Origin of the sequence: Streptomyces sp. NBC_00669, assembly GCF_036226785.1 — a bacterium.
Classification (GTDB): domain Bacteria; phylum Actinomycetota; class Actinomycetes; order Streptomycetales; family Streptomycetaceae; genus Actinacidiphila.
The window spans coordinates 103,372-120,477 of the sequence record NZ_CP109018.1; the positions used below are offsets into that span (position 1 = coordinate 103,372).

Annotated in this window: 7 protein-coding genes; all 7 read right to left on the bottom strand. The window is 73.7% G+C overall.

Features of this window, described 5'->3' with window-relative positions:
- Window positions 1-7: 7 nt before the first annotated feature.
- The 7 genes from OG896_RS00450 to OG896_RS00480 all read right to left on the bottom strand — a co-directional run bounded on the left by OG896_RS00450 (window position 8) and on the right by OG896_RS00480 (window position 17,088).
- Complete coding sequence (locus tag OG896_RS00450) at window positions 8-10,942, bottom strand: WXG100-like domain-containing protein (RefSeq protein WP_329361259.1); 10,935 nt, start codon at window positions 10,940-10,942, stop codon at window positions 8-10.
- Window positions 10,939-11,352 carry a WXG100 family type VII secretion target gene (locus tag OG896_RS00455; RefSeq protein ID WP_329361261.1) on the bottom strand — a complete coding sequence of 138 codons (414 nt, stop codon included), beginning with the start codon at window positions 11,350-11,352 and terminating at the stop codon, window positions 10,939-10,941. The genes OG896_RS00450 and OG896_RS00455 overlap by 4 nt, the downstream gene beginning before the upstream one ends.
- A 128-nt stretch (window positions 11,353-11,480) precedes the next feature.
- A complete protein-coding gene (locus tag OG896_RS00460; protein WP_329361263.1) occupies window positions 11,481-12,017 on the bottom strand; it encodes a YbaB/EbfC family nucleoid-associated protein in 537 nt (178 codons plus the stop codon).
- Between the two features lie 58 nt (window positions 12,018-12,075).
- The gene (locus OG896_RS00465) at window positions 12,076-15,642 is read right to left on the bottom strand and encodes a WXG100 family type VII secretion target (RefSeq protein ID WP_329361265.1); all 3,567 of its coding nucleotides are present in this window, start codon (window positions 15,640-15,642) and stop codon (window positions 12,076-12,078) included.
- A gap of 199 nt (window positions 15,643-15,841) precedes the next feature.
- Window positions 15,842-16,399, bottom strand: a complete 558-nt coding sequence (locus OG896_RS00470; protein ID WP_328473519.1) for a hypothetical protein — start codon at window positions 16,397-16,399, stop codon at window positions 15,842-15,844.
- A gap of 6 nt (window positions 16,400-16,405) precedes the next feature.
- Entirely contained in the window at window positions 16,406-16,693 is a 288-nt protein-coding gene (locus tag OG896_RS00475; protein WP_329361270.1) for a WXG100 family type VII secretion target, read from the bottom strand.
- 59 nt (window positions 16,694-16,752) lie between these two features.
- A complete protein-coding gene (locus OG896_RS00480) occupies window positions 16,753-17,088 on the bottom strand; it encodes a WXG100 family type VII secretion target (protein ID WP_329361273.1) in 336 nt (111 codons plus the stop codon).
- Window positions 17,089-17,106 lie beyond the last annotated feature (18 nt).

Consider the following 17,106-nt stretch of genomic DNA (forward strand, 5'->3'; position numbering starts at 1 on the left):
GCCCGCATCAGACGGTCGCGGTGCGCGGCGGGCCGAGGAGCACGGTCACGGAGCCGGTCGCCGGGTCCGCGCCGACGGCCGGCGGCCACGGGACGGAGGGGCCGAAGGTGATCAGGACGTCCTCCGCCGGGGGCAGCGCCTGACCCGAGGCACGCAGGTCGGCCATCGCGGCTCGCAGCGCGGCCCCGTACGCGGCGGCGACGTTCCGCGCGCGGGCGTCGGCGAGTTGGAGGGACCGGCCGAAGTGCGGCACGCCGTCGACCGGCACCACCGCGCTGCCCTCGATCCGGATCACCGGCACCGGCCCTCCCCCGGCCACCGCGGCGGCGATCCGGGTCGCCGCCTCCTGCGCACTGCGATCCACCCAGGCCCGCTGCACCTCGGTCAACTGCCCTTGCCCGCCGCCCTCGTTCCCGTCGTACGGCACCTCCCACGCCGACGGCGAACCGGTCCAGGTGGGCGCGGGCGCGTGGACGGGGGCGGGCTCGTCGACGGGCGCCGGGGTGTGTACGCGGGCGGGGGCGTGTACGGGGGCCGGCGCGTGTACGGGGGCGGGGAGGTGCGGCGGCACCTGCAACGACGACGACGCGTGCGGGGACGGGAGCGGGTACGTGACGGTGGCGACGGGGTGTGCCGGGGCTGTGACGAGGGGGGCGTCCGGTGCGGTGATCACGATCGTCGGGACCGTCACCGCCGGCGGCGGGACCGCCTCGACCTCGTCGTCTCCCGCGCCCGTGGTCGTAGCCGCAGACGTAGACGCAACCGTGGTCGTAGACGCAACCGTGGCCGTGGACGTAGGCGCTGACGTGGACCAGTAGTAGGCGTGGTGGGTGGTGGTGACGGGGTCACCGTAGGCGCCGTTCCCGTCGTACTTCCGCAGGGTGATGCGGACGGGTTGGCGCAGGAGGCGCTGGGTGCCCTCGGTCGTGCCCTGGCCTGGCTTGTCGCCGGTGAGGCCGTACGGGACCGTCGCGGGGGCCGGCCGGCGGCCGGGGGTGCCGGGCGGGAGGGTGACCGCGGAGTCGGCGGCGAGCGACTGGTCGCGGCTGATCTGTACGGAGTTGAGGCCGGGCAGCGGCACCGAGAGCCCGGGGTTGCGGGTGAGGAAGACGACGTCGGCGGGGGCGACGCTGTAGGACACGCCCCGCCCGGCCGACGTGGACAGGTCGTCCTCGGTCGAGACGGTGACCTCGTCCTTCGCGTCGTCGCGGCGGCCGACCTCCTGGGCCTGGCCGGTCGGTTCCATGGAGACCTTCAGGCCGGTCCGGCCGTCCTGGCCGAGCGGCACCGTGTGGTAGCCGGCCGGGTCCTTCAGCTGCGGGAAGACCGTGGACAGCGCCTGGCCCGACAGCGCCTGCCGGGTGGAGATCTGCTGCGGCAGCGGCGTGGTCTGCTCGGTGTGGAGCTGATGGTCCGGCCCCACCCGCGGGTCGTGCACGAACGACTCGACGACACGACGGGCGGCGTCGGGTGTCATCGACCACGCGGCGCTGCCGAGCGCACCGGTCGTCGCGCTCCACGCCTGGGACGCGACCGACCCGGTGCGGCCGAGGACGCTGTTTCCCCACGGGCGCGGCGCGTTCAACGCGGTGTGCGCAGCATTGATCAACTGCTCGGGGTGGTCCAGGCCGACCAGGTCGTGGCCGGAGTCGAAGTCGGTACGCCACTGGAGGCGTTGCTCGGGTGTGCCGTTCACCGGCCGCATCTCGATACCGCCGACGCCCGGATCGCCGGGCATGTGCTGTTCACCGGGCATGTGCTGTTCGCCGGGCGGGTGTTGGCCGCCGGGCGCGAGCTGGTCGGCCGGCTCCTGCCCGGTGCCTGGCTGATGCGTGGTCGTCGTGCCGCCCGCGGTGTCGGTGACCGGATCGGTGGTCGTCAGGGACTCGGGCACCCAGGCGGTCGCCCGCCAGTCCGGCCGCACGGGTTCGGGCGCGGGCAGGTGGACGAACCGCTGCGTGGCGTTGCGCCGGGTGACCGTCACGTCGAACCGCATCTGCGTGCTGAACTTGTGCAGGTTGCCGGCCGCGGTGGTCTTGTGCTCGACCTTGGTGGTCTGGCTGGACGCGTGCGACGTGTTGCCCTTCGTCTCCGCTCCGGCCGTGCCCGAGTACGTCACGTTGTTGAGGTGGCTCTCGGCGGTCGGGGCGCGGTACGACGCGCGGATGTTGCCGTCGCCGCCGGCCGACCAGGTCCGGCCGCGGTCCCCCGTCACGGCCTCGCTGACGGTGACCTTGCGGGTCGAACCGCCGTCCGTCTGCCGTCCGTCGTGCTGCCACCCGCCAGGGGTCGCCTTGATCAGCACCTGCGTCACCGTGCGGACACCGTGGTGGTTGTCCACCGTGTGGACCAGCAGGCCCGGCCCGACCAGGTCGTCGTAGTGCGCCCCGAGATGGTCCGGCGTCACCAGATCCGCGAACGGCAGTGCCGACAACGGGACTTCGCCCAGGCCGTTGCCGGCCTCCAGGTCGCCCGGGGGAAGCGAGCCGCTGCGGATCTGCCGGTCGATCTCGCGCAGGATCTCGTCGGTCGACGGGATCTCGATCCGGCTCCCGCCGCTCACGCCGCTCTCCAACGGTACGGAGCGGCGCGGCGGTTGCAGTGTGGTGTCCGTATCGGTGCCGGAGTGGGTGTCGCTGCCGGAGTGGGTGTCGGTGACCGTGCTCGTGGCCTGATGGGGGTGCGCGCCCTGGGCCAGCGCGCGGACGTCGGCGTCCGAGAGCAGGACGCGCACCCGGTGGTCGTGGGTCACGGGTTCGCCGTACGTGACGTCGCCCGTGGAGCTGGTGACCTTGCCCTGCAAGGTGATGCGCGCGTCGCCCTCGTACACGTGCCAGGGGCCGCCCTGGGAGGTCTTGCGGTTCGTCGTGAAGGAGTGCTTGACGGCGTCGGTGCTGCTGCCGCCGTACGACCCCTTTCCCCTTACACCACCGCGCAGTTGGTACGTCGAGGCGTGCGGGTCCTCCGGCGTGCCCGGGAAGCGGCCGAAGTCGCCGCCGAGGCCGCCCTTGCCCGTCGCGGCCGCCTTGTCCTGCACCTTCACGGATGTCTCGGTCTTGGTCTCGACGTCCAGCTTCCCGTCGCCGGCCAGCGTCTCGCGGTACGTGAGATGGTGCAGGTGGGTGCGTTGGGACAGCCCGGCGGTGTCGCGGTTGCGGCCCGAACCCACGTGCTGGTCCGCGGTGTTGGTCCACCCTCCGTGCGACGCCGAGACACTCGCGCGCAGTTGGGACTGCGTGGCGAGCGGGCCGAGCAGGTCGTCGAGCGCCGGGACGTGCACCGGCAGCGGCGAACTCCCTTTGTCGTGGCGGGTGGTGAAGGCGCTCTCGACGGCCTGGCGGGCGTGGTCGCGGTAGGCGTCTTCGTCGCCGACGTGGTCCACAAGGTGGTGGTCCGGCAGGTGGTCGACCGTCACCCGCCGCGGCGGCGCGTCGGTGGGTGTCTCGGTCCTCCCCACGTCGACGGTGACCTGCCCGCCGCCGGTCTCCACGTGCCGCACCGACTGGTGGTGCGGCTCGATCGGGAGCGTGGGCACCCGCACCACCGGATGATCCGCGTCCTGACGGGTCGTCAGGACGTCGAAGGAGACCGGATACGAGAAGCGGTCGCGGTCGCCGGAGACGGTCAGGGTCCGCTTCACCTCGGTGGTGTCGCCGACCGTCGTGCCGTGGGTGGGCGCGTACCCGCCGTCGGCGTTCACGTTGAGGAAGCCGCGCTGGTAGTCCGTGTGGTCCAGCGAGCTGCGCAGGTTGCCGCTGCCCGCCACCGTGTGCGAACTGCCCTGCGTGACCGACCGTTCCGTGCCGGCGGTCTGCGTCAGCGTGTTCTTCGCCGTCGCGGTGTGCGCCCCCTCGTGGGTGCCGGGGCCGAGGTTCGCCTTCACCAGCACGTCGTAGGTCTTCGCGTTCAGCAACGGCAGGTGCGAGCTGTCCAGGCTGACCCGGAACGTGCCGTCCAGCAACCGGTTGCCACCGCCGCCGAGTTGGGACGGCGCGATCTGCCGGCGCAGGTCGGCCAGGTTGGTGAACGCCTTGGGCGAGACGCGGACCGGCTGGTGGTCCCCCACGACCGCCCCCTGCGGGGGGTGGACGACCTCCGGGGGCGGCAGCACACCGGGGGCCGTCTCCCACATCGTCTGCACGATGTGGCGCTCCAACTGCTCCGAGCCCGGGAAGTCGGAGTAGGTCGTGCGCTGGACGAGCGCGGGACCGCTCAACTGCTGCCCGGAAGGCGGCTGCCGCACGGCGGGTGGCGGCGTCGCGGTGCTGTCGGAACCGGTCGCCTGCGCCGTCGCCGTCTCGTGGCCGGTCTGCTCCGTCTGCTCCGGTGGCCGTGGTACCACGCGTACGACCTCGCCGGTCGGCGCCCGCAGGGGCGGCTCGACCTGGACGACGTGCGTGCCCGGCGCGGGGGCGGGCGGCGGGGTGTGGTCGGTGATCTCCTGCGTCGTGGTGCCGTGCAGGCCGTCGGTGCCCGGCGACAGGTGCTGCCGGGTCAGCCACACGCGGTACCGGGTGGGGGTGCTCACCACGTCGGCGGGGCCCTTGCGTTCGAGGGTGATGCCCTCCTCGACCCCATGCGTGCCCTTGGAGCCGTGGGCCGTTGACTGCCCGTAGGTGTAACCGGCCGTCCCCGTCAGCCACTTCGTCTCGTCGGTGGCCGGGTTGTGCCAGACCTCGCCCGAGGCGCCGCCGCCCGCGCCCAGCGCCCATCCGCTGCTCTGCGAGTGGTTGCGGGCCTGCTCGCCGCTGGTCGTGGCCCCCGAACTGGTGGTGCTGTCCGTCGTGTGCAGCACGGTGGACGTCCCCGGCTCCGCGGTCAGCCGCAGGAAGCCGGTGCCGCCGTCGGACAGCGTCAGCGGCTTGGAGATCAGGCCGCCGCCCGACACCTGCTCGAACTGCTCGGTGACGTGGTCCGGATCGAGGAAGTCCACGATGTCCTGGTGGGCGGTGCCGCCCGGTCGCGCGTCCTTCGGCAGCGCGTCGAACACGGCGTCGCGGACCCCGTCCAGACCGGTGATCGTCAGCGGATGGCCGGTGGCGCTCCTGGGCGTGGGGGCCGTCGCCATGTCAGGGGTCGGCGCGGGTGCCGTGTGGTCGCCGCCCGTCGTACGCGGTGGCGGATTCCACCCCTGCCAGGTGTGCGGCTGCGTGTCGGACCGAGGGCTCGATCGCGGTACGTCCGCTCTGAGCTGTCCGCCGATCGGCGGGGCGGGCTGCGGCGGCGCGCCGCCCTCGCCGCCCACGGTGAGCGGCTCGCCGTGGTGGTCCACCACGTGGATGACGAACGTGGCCTGCGAGGTGTAACTGTCCGTCTTTCCGGTCAGCTTGACCTCGCCGGCCGTCTTCATCGACGTCGTGCTGGTCGTCTCCGTACCGTGGCCGGCGCCCCCGGCCTTGGCCGAACCGCTCACCAGGACACTCAGGTTGGGGTTCACCGGTTGCACGAACGACGGGTTGTAGTCGAGCCCGGACTGCGAACTCGACAGCTCCGTCTTCACCTTGGGCGGCGTGAACTCGCCCCCCGACTTCACGTCCAGCCCGTCGCCGTCGTTGTCCTTGCCCGCGTCGCGCGTCGGGTCCAGCTGCCAGGGCGTCGTGTCCGCCCCCACCCGCACCTCGTACGGGTGGCCGCCGACGTGGATCGGGAAGCGCCAGCCCCCGTTGATCATCCGCGGGTACTGCTTGCGGAAGTGGGCGGGGTCGAACCGGCCGTTCAACCGCTGCACCACCAGCGGGTCGTTCGCGTGGTCCCCGAGCAGCGCCTCGACCCGCTGCCGTACGGCCTCCGGTCCCGGCGCCTCCACGATGCGCTTGCCGGCGAGCGAGGAGCTGTGCCAGCCGTCCGTCAGCTGCGGCGCCGGGTCCCCCTCGGGCCGCCCGGTGGTGTCCGTCCCCTGAACGGTGCCGGAGTCGGTGCCCGCGCCGGTGTCGACCGGCGGGTCCACCGGGGTGGTGGCGGGGTGGGCGAAGGGGTCGGTGACCGGGTCCACGTGGACGTGGTCGCGGGTGACCGGCGGGACCTGGGACCGGGCGGCCTGCCAGGCGGGATCGTCGCTCACGTCGGTGCGCGGTCCGGCACCCGTGTCCGCAGCCGCGCCCGCGCCCGTACCCGTGTCCGTACCCGGATGCGGGGTCTCGGCGGTGTCCCCGCCGGTGAGCGCGCCCAGCAGTGACAGGTGTCGCCCGCCCAACCCGCCCTGCGGCAGACCGTGTTCGGACGGCACGTGGTAGTTCCCCATCAACCCGCCGGTGACGCCTGCGTGTTCCGGGTCGCCGGTGTCGTGGTACTCGTCCCGCAGGCCGAGTTGGTGTCCGATCTCGTGGGCATAGGTGATCGGGGGCGCTCCCGCCGGCCATGTCCGCTGGTCGGCGTGCCCGTTGCCGTCGCCGTGCGTCATGTCGACGTTCAGGTGGGCCTGTTCGCCCGGGGCCACGTGCTCGACCGTGACGTGCAGCAGGTCGCCGTTGGGCAGCCGGTAGCCGGGGGCGTTGAAGTAGGTCTCGACGCCCTCCTGCACGCGGTTCCGCGTGTCGGCGACGCTCCGCGGGTCCGTGTCGCCGGGGTGCAGCGCGACCTTCACCGTCAGGTCGGTGTACGTCTGCCCGCCGACGCCGAACCGGCGCTGGTCGAAGGACGAGCGCACGACGAACCGCGGCGCGTGGTTCAGCCGGGCCGGTGGCCGGACGGCAGGCGCGGAGGTGGCGGTGGACGTCGATGTGTCGGTGGACGTGGAGGTGTCCGGAGGCGTGGTCACCGCCGTGTCCGAGGACGGGTGGTCACCGGTGCGGCCGGTGGGGTGGTCGTTCGTGTGGTCGTCGGCCGTGAGGTCGCCCTCCGTCCCCGGGCTGTGTAGCAACTCGTCCAGGCCGTTGGTGTCCGGTACGGGACCGCGGGCCGGGTCGGTGCTGGTGGCCGGGGAGGTCTGCTGCTCGGACGGCTGGGGGCGTTCCTGGAGCGGGAGTTGGTCCGTGCCGGGGTGGGGCGCGGTGTGCACGGTCGCGGGCGGGGCGGCGGTGTCCGTGGGCTGCTGCCGGAGCGGCGTGTCGTACGCGGTGTCGCTCGTGTCGTGGCTCGTGTCGTGGTCGGCGCCGGACCCGGACGTGCTGGTGGTGTCCGGCACGCTGGGGGAAGTGCCGAGCGGCCGGTCGACCACGGGGTGGGGCTGCCGCGTGGGCGCGGTGTCGTCGGTCGACGGGGACTCGTGGCCGCTGGCCGGCTGCGGGTCGGTGCCGATCCGGCCGAGGTGTCCGGGGTCCTGCTGCCCGCCCAGCGCCTGGCCGATCTCCCGGTGCAGGTCGGAGGTCCGCTGGTCGTGCGGGAGCGCCTGGTCGAGCTGGTCGCGCAGATCCGCGACGGTACGGGCGGACTTGTCGGCGGCGTCCTGCCGCCCCGACAGCAGGTCCCGGGTGTGCTGTTCCTCGGCGCGGTCGAGTTCCCGGCGCAGCCGGTCCGCCTCGTCCTGGCGCTGCTGGTCCAGTTGCGCCTGCCGGGCCGCGCGCTCGTCCAGGGCGCGCCGCGCCTCCTCCGGGGAGTTCGCGTCGTGCGCCTGGTGCCGGAGGTTCCGGGCGGTGGGGTCGCCGTCGTCCAACGCGTCGAGGCGCTGCCGCAGTTCGTCGTCGGTCGGCGGGTCGTCGCGGCCGCTGCGGGTCGGGGTGTCCGTGCTGGGGCCGTCGGTCGCGGTGTGTGCCTCGGTGGCGGTGTGTGCCTCGGTGGCGGCGCCGGTCGGCGGGGCCGGCTCGGTGTGCAGCTGGTCGAGGCGCTGCTGGAGGCGTGCCAGGTCCTGCTGGTCGCGGTGGTCGTGCAGCGCGTCCAACGCGTCGGCGGCCTCGTCGGGGCCCGGCGCGTGGTCGAGTTGCCGGAGCAGTTCCTGCTCGTGGGGGTCGGTGTCGCCGCGCAGCGTGTCGAGGCGCTGCCGCAGGTCGTCGAGGCCGTCGTGTCCGCCGTGCCCCCCGCCGCTGCCGGCATCGCCGCCGGGGACGTGGTCGGAGTCGAGCTGGTCCAGGCGCTGCTGGAGGGCCTGGTCGGCGCGGTGGTCGTGGAGTTGGGCGAGGGCCTGAGCCGCCGTTTCCGGGCCGTCGGCCTGGTCGACGGCCCGCTGGAGCGCCGCCTCCTGCGGATCGGGGCCGCCCGGGCGGCTGTTGAGCCGGTCGAACCGGTCGCGCAGCTCGGCGGTCCGCCGCAGGTCCGCGAGTCGGGTACGCAGCCGGTCCGCCTCCGGCCCGGTGGCGGTCGCCAGTTGGCGCCGTACGTTCTCGACGTCCGGGTGGTACGGCTGCGGGGTGTCCGGGCCGGTGAGCGCCTCCGTGGGGGCGTGGCGCTCCACGAAGGCGGTGTACGCGCGCAGTTGGCTGTCCAGCAGGTCCGAATCTCCGCCGCGGCGGGCCTGTTCGACCCCGTCCACCAGGTGGTCCCAGGTGGACCGTTCGGACTGCGGCGCCCGGGTGTGGGCGAATCCCCCCTCCGCGTGCTGACGGAACGCGTCGTAGTGCTGGTCGAGCGCCCGCGTCTCCACGTGTGCGCGGAACGCCTGGAGTTGGCGGGTCGTCTCGCTCAGGTTCCCCGACCGCACCGCCTGGTCGACGGCCTCGCGGTACGCCTGCCGGTCCGACGGCGACATGCCCGCGTCCCGGCCGGCCCGGTCGAGCGCGTCGAGCCGGGGACCGACGTGCGCGGTCGGCGAGGCCGGCGGGGTGGCCGGCGCGTCCGGCGCGTCATGGATCGGGTGCGCGGAGCCGCCGCTGTGCCCCACCGGGTGGGTGGGCACCGTGAGGTGGTTCAGGGACGCCAGGGCCGGGTCACCGCCGTGGGGGTCACCGCCGTGGGGGGCGTCACCGTGCATGCTGTCGCCCCCGCCCGGCAGCGGCTCCGTCGAGGGCCCGCCGCCGGCGGAGTGGGCCGGGGACGCGCCCGCGCCCGGGGCGGTGGACGTCACGGTGCCGGGGGTGTGCGTGGGCACGTCGGGGAACGTGTGGACCTGACCGGCGCCCCCGCCCGCCGAGGAGGCGGGGTCCACCGGCGCGACCTGCTCGACCGGTGGCGCGCCCGGCTCATGCGTCGGCACGTCCGGGAACGCGTGGCTGCCGCCACCGCCCTCCCCCGGCCCGCCCGACGCGAGCGACGTGGGCGACGTGGTCGACGTGCCCGGGGTCTGCGTGGGAGCGTCCGGAAGGAGGGGGTGGGAGTCACCGCTGCCGCCGGGTTCCGCGACCACGGCCGGGGGCTGGTGCGCCGGCGGGGTGGCGCCCGCGTGCTGCACGCCGCCGCCAGCGCCGTTGCCCGCGCCCGCGCCCGCGCCCGCGCCCGCGCCGAGGCCACCGCCCTCCGTACTGACGGACGTGGGCGGCCGTGGCGCACGAGGCGCGACCTCGGACGGCCCACCGGACGACGATCCGCCCTGCCCGCCGCCGGACCGGACCGGCGGGGCGGAACCCGTTCCGGCACCGCCCGACGCCCCACGGACCGGCGGCGGCGCGGCCGATACCCGCGCCCCGGTGTCCCCCGCTCCGCTTGCCGCGTGGTCGTTGCCGGAGGGGAACGCCGTGGTGAAGCCGGGGAGTTCGGCGTTCCGCGGCGCGTTCTCGTGGACGATCGGCTCGCTGACGTGCCCGTCGCCCGTGGCCGCCGGGTGGTTCGTGGTCGTGATCGGCGGGGCGCTGTGCGAGGCGGACGTACTGGTGCTGCCGCCGGTGTCGGCCCCGTGCCCGCCTGCTCCGGACGGGGACCCGTTCGTACGGGCCTCGGGCGCGGGCACGCTCACCGGCGAGGACACCGCCGCCTCGTGGGAGTCGGCCTCCGCCGGGGGCACGTGGTTCGTCCCCGACTCGACGGGCGGCCGTACGCCGGACGTACTGCCCGATACCTGGTGGTCGCCGCCCGTCGTGCGCACGGGCGTACCGTGCGAGCCGCCCGCGGGCGTACCCGTGCTGCCGTGGCTGCCGGAGCCGAATCCGCCGCTGCCACCACTACCGCCACCGCTGCCCCTGTCACCTTCAAGGCCGCCCAAGCCGCCCAGACCGCCGCCCAGACCGCCGCCCATGCCTTCCTCCGGCAGCTTGTCGGGGCCGTGCAGGTCGGGAAGATCCGGGACGTCCGGCAGGTGGAAGTCGAAGTCGTCGACCTTCGTCTCGTCGCCGCCGCTCCCGCGCCGCTTGCCGCCGCCCCCGGCGATCGCGCCTATCGCACCGGCCGCGCCGCCGAATCCGAGGTCCGAGGGCTCGCCGCTGCCGAACAGCGCGTTCATGGCCGCGGTGCTCGCCACCCCGGAGGCCCCGCCGAGGAGCCCCTTGCCGATCAGCGAACCGGCGAACTTCGGGACGAACGTGTCGCCCAGCCCGAAGGTGAGGCCGCCGATGGCACCGCCGATCGCCCCGCTCTCGATGGCGGAGATCGTGTTCTGCACGCTCCACGACGTGCGGTCGCCCTTGAGCATCTGGATGCCCTGGATGACCGCGTCCATCCCCACCATCATGCCGATGCCGGTGGCGATCGAGGTGAGCAGGCGGCGCAGCAGCATCCGGACGATCAGCCGCGCGGAGGTGATCAGCGCGGGGATGGCCTCCGGTGCCCAGAACGCCATCTGGGCGATCTCGAAGGCCAGCCAGACGAGTTGGGCCAGGATCATGTACTTCGCGTACTCCAGCTGCACCCCGGTGTTCCGGCCGAGCTTGCCGAGTTGACCCGACGCCTCGGCCATGTCCGGCACGTTGGACTGGAGTTGGCGGACGAACGCGGCGAACTCGTCCGCGACCGAGCCGCCGACGCTGTTGAGCACGCCCCGGGTGGCGGGGGTGATCTCCCGGCTGATGGCCGCGAGCGCCTGCGCGGCGTCCTCCCAGGCCAGGCCGAGGCTGTGCATCTTGTCCTCGTCGCCCTTGGGCCATGACTGGCCGACGGCGAGGCGGGCGACCCAGCCGAGTTCGGGGGGCAGGTTGATGCTCACGGGCGGCCGGACCCCTTGTGGCTGCCGTCGCTGCCCTCTCCTCCGCCCTGTCCGCCGCTCTCGCCGCCGGGGACCGAGCCCGGCTCCAGCGACGTCCCGAGCTTCCGGGCGGACTCCGAGTTCTGGGACTCGATGTTCTGGTAGCCCCGGGCCATGGTCCGCAGGCCGTCGCCGGTGCTGCGCAGCACGTCGCCGGCGTCCTGGGTCGCCTCGAGGATCTGCCCCTTGGGCTTGGTGTACTGCCGCAGGAACGCCTCGCCGGACGCGTCGTCGCCCCAGCACTCGCCGAGCGCGCCCAGCCGCGCCTCCAGCGCCTCGTGAACGTTCCGGAACCGCTGGGCCAGTTCCTGCATGTACGGCATCTGGGCCTGGAGACCGTCGGTGTCGACCGAGAACGACTCGCCTGACATGGGAACCCCCTGGGGTGGGCACGGCGCTGACGCGTGAGCGGATGGACCTGGGCGGATGGACCCGAGCGGACGTGAACGGACCTACGTGAAAAGGCTGTTGGGGAAGAGCGCGGCGGAACGGGTGGCGGCTACGGGCGACGCGCGGCTCCCTCAGGCCGGCCGTTGTCGATGTAGTCCCGCACCGCGTCCGGCATCGGCGGGTCGTCGGGCAGGATCGCCGCCGGGTCCACCTCGCCGCGCAGCAGATCGCCCACGGTCACGCCAGGCGGCAGCGCCAGCGACGTCAGTTCCGCGACCTTCTCCATGGCTTCGGCCCGCGCCTCGCGGATCGTGGCCAGCAGGACGTCCGACAGCTCCTTGGGCGCCATGCGGTGATAGGCGCCGGTCGGGAAGTCTATGGCCGTCACGTCGCCCTGCGCGCCCACGGTCACCTTCACCGTCTGGCGCGGCGCGGTCGCCGTGCCCGTCACCTCGTTGATCCGCCGCCGCGTCTCGACGGCCTCCTCCCGCTGCTTGCGGTAGAGCTCCAGCAGTCCTTCGATGTCCCGGTCGTACGGCGTGCTCACGGCTTCCTCTCCTCGCGTCGCCCCGTGCCGCGCGGTCGCGGTGGCGGTTTCGATGGCAGTGGTGGTGGTGGTGGCGGTGGCGGTGGCGGTGGCGACCACCGTCGTACGGCTCCGTACCCCATCGGTCCGCGTGCGCGCTCCTCCCCGCGGGGGCCACTCAGAACACCCCGTTCGGGCCGTCGGCGACCGGCGGCGAGCCCCACGTGTCGCCCTCCTGCACCAGCAGGTCGGCGATGCCGCGCGCGGCGGGCTCCTCGTCGGCGGACTCGTCCCGGGCCCCCTCCGGTTCCTCCTCGTCCCACTCGTCGTCCGCGGACGCGGGTGCGCAGGACAGCGGCTGTTCGGCCGGTGCGAGAACGGCCGACTCACCGTTCGCCGCGGGCCGGTTGGGCCGCCAGGTGGCCAGCGGCCGATCCTCGCCCTCCGCCTGCGCGGCACCGTCCGCCCCGCGCGGAGCGCCCCCGGGGCTCGTGCCCCAGGTCCCCTCGTCGGCGGTCGCGTACCCGGGCGCGGAGATCTCCGCCTCCTCCTCGGGCCGCGCCGCCCACAGCAGCGGTGCGAACGACGCTCCCGCCACGCCCCAGGCCGCGGTGTCCTCCTCCGACAGGTCGTCGTCGGCCGGCCGCAACACCACCAGCGGGTCGCCGAGTTCGCCGCCGCCCGAGGGGTCGTACCCGTCGTACGCCGCGTACTGCGGGTCGCCGCCGTGCGCCGGGCCCTCCGGTACGGCCGGGGCAGCCGGCGCGGTGACGCCGGCCGCCAGCGCGTCGGCGGCCAGGGCCTCGGGGGCCGCCGGTTCCGCGAACGCCTCGCCGGTCGGCTCCACGAGGGTGCCGTGGTCGTCCTCGTCCCGGCGGCCGGGAGCACCGGCCGCGCTCATGCCGCCCATCGGCAGGAACGGGGTCGCCGCGGGTACGGCGGACGCCTCGGCCGCGGCGGGCACCGCGAACCCTTCCGTGGTCCCGTCGGCCCCGCTTTCCTCGGCGGCGGCCGGTACGGGCGCGGCTCCGGCGCCCGCCTCCGTGCCGTTCGGCAGCCCGGACAGCGTGGCCTCTCCGGACACCTCGGCCACCGGCACTCCCGGTTCCGTCCACGGCTCGGCGCTCGGCGCGAGCAGCCCCGACGCGTCGGAGGACGCACCCTCCTCCCGACCCGCCGCCCCACCCGGCGCTCCCCCCATCCCCGGCATCATCATCCCGGGCATCCCGCCCTGCGCGGCCGTCTCCTGCTCCTCGGGCAGGGCGCCGGGCAGGTCGAGCCCTTCCTGCCCGCCGGGTACGGTCCCGGCCGCCGCGACCTCACCGGACGCAGGGTCGTCCGCCCCGGTCCACGGCTCGGCTGTCGGATCGAGCAACCCCGACGCGTCGCTGCGGTCCGCCCCACCGGCAGCCGCCTGCGCACCCCCACCCATCCCCGGCATGAACGGCGTCCCGCCACCAGCACCACCCAACCCCGAAGAACCCGGAAACTCCGACGGCTCAAACCCCGGCAGATCCAACCCACCACCCGCACCCACCGGAACACCACCCGACGGCAAAAACCCCTCCCCCGCCGTCCCCGCATCCCCCGACCACGGCTCAGCATCCCCCTCCAACAACCCCGACGCATCACTACGATCCAACCCACCCGCAGCCGACTGCGCACCCCCACCCATCCCCGGCGTGAACGGCGTCCCCCCACCAGCACCACCCAACCCCGACGAACCCGGAAACTCCGACGGCTCAAACCCCGGCAGATCCAACCCACCACCCGCACCCACCGGAACACCACCCGACGGCAAAAACCCCTCCCCCGCCGTCCCCGCATCCCCCGACCACGGCTCAGCATCCCCCTCCAACAACCCCGACGCATCACTACGATCCAACCCACCCGCAGCCGACTGCGCACCCCCACCCATCCCCGGCATGAACGGCGTCCCCCCACCAGCACCACCCACACCAGCACCCTCCCCACCCAACCCCGACGAACCCGGAAACTCCGACGGCTCAAACCCCGGCAGATCCAACCCACCACCCGCACCCACCGGAACACCACCCGACGGCAAAAACCCCTCCCCCGCCGTCCCCGCATCCCCCGACCACGGCTCAGCATCCCCCTCCAACAACCCGGACGCGTCACTACGATCCAACCCACCCGCAGCCGACTGCGCACCCCCGCCCATCCCCGGAGTGAACGGCGTCCCGCTTCTCGTGCCGCCGGTGAGGCCGCCGCCGTTCGCGGACAGGCCGGTGGAGCCGGGGAAGGCGGAGGGGGAGAAGCCGGGGGTGTCCGTCTCCAGGCCGAGGTCGGCGGCGTTGGGCGCCGAGCCGCCCGTGGTGGTGCTGCCCGGGAAGGCGGACGGCGAGAGGCCCTTGGTGTCGCCGAGGCCGCCGAGCCCGGAACCGTCGCCGAGGCCGGAACCGTCGCCGAGGCCCGAGGTCCCGCCGATGCCGGTGTCGCCGGGGAAGTCGGCCGCGGTCGCGCCGTCCTTCCAGGTGCTGGGGTCCTCGGCGAGGTCGGACTCGGGCAGGGTGCCGGTGCCGCCCAGTCCGGTGCCGCCGCCGAACGCGGACGGGTTCGCCAGGGGCAGGCCGCCGAGGCCGCCGCTGTCGCCGCCGAGGCCGGTGTCGCTCCCCAGGCCACTGTCACCGCCCAGGCCGCCGCTCCCGTCGACGCCCGTTCCGCCGCTGAACGCCGTGGGGTTGAGCATCCGGTCGAAGGTGTTCGGGTCCAGCGTGCTGTTGTCCGTGCCGAGGCCGCCGTCCGGTCCCAGGCCGCCCAGGCCGCCCTGCCCGCCCAGGTCGCTGTCCCCGCCGAGGCCGGAGCCGGGCCCGTTGGTGTCCAGGCTGCCGGAGTACGGGCTGGGCATCGCGTCCTGGGCGGGGTCGTATCCGGCGGCACTGGTCAGCGCGGCGTCGGGCGCGAGCGTGTCGAGGCCGCCGCCATCGGAGTTCGACAGGTCCGCGGGATCGGACGGGGTGTAGTCGGCGGGCTGGTAGTCGTCCGGCGGGGCGTCCGCGGGCGGCTCGTCGACCGGCGGCGGGTCGGTCGCGGCGGGCCCGGTGATGGTGCCGGGCGGGCGGACCGAGTCGATGGTGACCTGGTAGTCGGCGGCCAGGTTCTTCAGCACCGCGCGCATGTCGTGGTTGAGCATCTTGACCAGTTCGGGCTTCTTGCTCACCGGGATCAGGCCGTTGCTCATCGGCGTGACGCCCATCAGCGTGGCCTGGTTGGCGTACCAGGCGTCGATCTCGCCGATCTTGTTCTGCGCGTTGAGGAGGTTGACGGAGTTGTCCGCGAGCTGCTGCGGGACGGAGTTGCCCGAACCGCTGCCGCCGTCGGCGGTCTGGCCGCCGGACAGCACGTCGGCGGTCGCGGCGACCTGTTTGGAGAAGGTGCTCATCATGTCGTAGAAGGCGTCGGCGGCGTCGCCCTTCCACGGGCCGTCGTCACCGGCGAGCGCCTTGGCCTGGTCCTGGAGGGCCTGGGCGACGCCCGACAGCACCACCTGGACGTGGTAGAAGACGTTCGCCGCGTCCTGGAGGCTCTGCGGCGACGCGACGGCCGCGGCACGGTCGACGTTGTCGGGGTCGTCCGTGCCGGCGGACATGCCACGGATCGCGGCCTCGATCTGCTTCCAGTCCCAACTGTCGTAGTCGGAGATCTGGCCGGTGTCGGACGGGTCGCCGTAGATGGCGCCGTCGTCGCCCTGCGAGAATCCGTTGCTGTCGTAGTCGGTGCCCATGTGAGCAAGTCCTCCGTCATTGCGCCGTCGCTGGTCGCCGGTCCTGGCCGGCGGGGCGTCGGGTGATCCGAACCGCCCCGCCGGACAGGACACTTACGCACGACCTGTCGTCCTCGACCCGCCGTGCCATCCGCAGGGTGACGCGTGTGCTGCCGCGTGAGCCGCCGCGTACGGTGAACGCGGCTGCTGCCGCGCGCGGTTACGCGCCCCCGCCGGACGACGCCCCGCCCGAGTCGGTCAGCAGGACGGAGAAGTCGCCGTCCGCCGACTGCATGGCGGTCTGCAGATCCTGGGACGTCATCTTGTTGGCGTCCTCCAACGTGGAGTAGCGCGACGCCAGTTGCCTGACTCCGTCCCGCAGGTCGCCGAGCCCCTGCACCAGATCCGCCAGGACCTTGCCGTACTGGGCCTTCAGCCCGGAGTCGGCGTTGAGCCCGTTGACCTTCGAGCGGATCTGGTCGGCGTGGTAGAAGGCGCCCGGAGCCGTGCTGACCGGGTCCAGCTTCTTGGCGGCGGCCTGCGTGGGCGCGATGAGCTTGTCGATGTTGTCGGCGAACACGTCCATCGACGGGGTGTCCACGCTCGTCCCCTTGCCGCCGTCGGTGCCGCCCGGCACCGACGGCGGGGTGAACGGCGTGTCGTTGCTGTACGTGCCCTGCCCGGCCGGCAGCGTGGTACCGCCGTCGTACGCCTGGGCGGTGTGCTTCGGCGCCGGGGGCGACGGGGGCAGGGTGCCGTCGAGGGTTCCGTAGGTCATGGCGGGTCAGCCCCAGAGTTGGACGCCTGCGCGCTCGCCCAGGGAGTAGTACTCGTTGATGTTGCCGAGCTGCTGGGTGGCCAGGGCGGCCTTCTGGGTCATGTCCGCGGCAGCGGCGTCCCACTGCGCCTTGACCTCGGCGTAGGTGGCCTGCGCGTCGCTGGTCCACTCGCTCAGGTTGATCCTGGCCTGGTTGTCGAGGTCGGCCAGGGCCTGGTTGATCCGCTGCGTGATGGCGTTCATCTCGCCGACGATGACGTCGACCTGCTCCATCTGGACGGTGTACGTCGCCACGGGGGGCTCCTTGGAGGAAAGAGGGGGAACGGGCGGTGGTGCGGTGCGGCCGGTGCGGGTCAGAAGCCCGGGAGGCTGGTGACGCCGGAGGCGATGTTCTGGGCGACCGTGTGGGCGGTCTGCTGGGTCTCCTCGTGGGTGTTGGCGTAGACCTGCGTGTTCTGCTGGAGCTTCTCCAGCATCGTCCGCAGCGCCTGGTTCACCTTGTTGAAGTCGTCCAGCCACGCCTGCATGGCGTTGCCGTAGATCGTCGAGGCGTCACCGGTCCAGCTCCCGCGCAGGCCGTCGATCTGGCCGGCCATCTGGGCGTAGGAGGTGGCGCCGTCGTCGAGGGCGGTCTGGAAGGTGCCCTGGGCGGCGGTCATTCCCTGCAGTTCGACTGATGTCAGTGCCATGGTCGGGCTGTCCTCTCG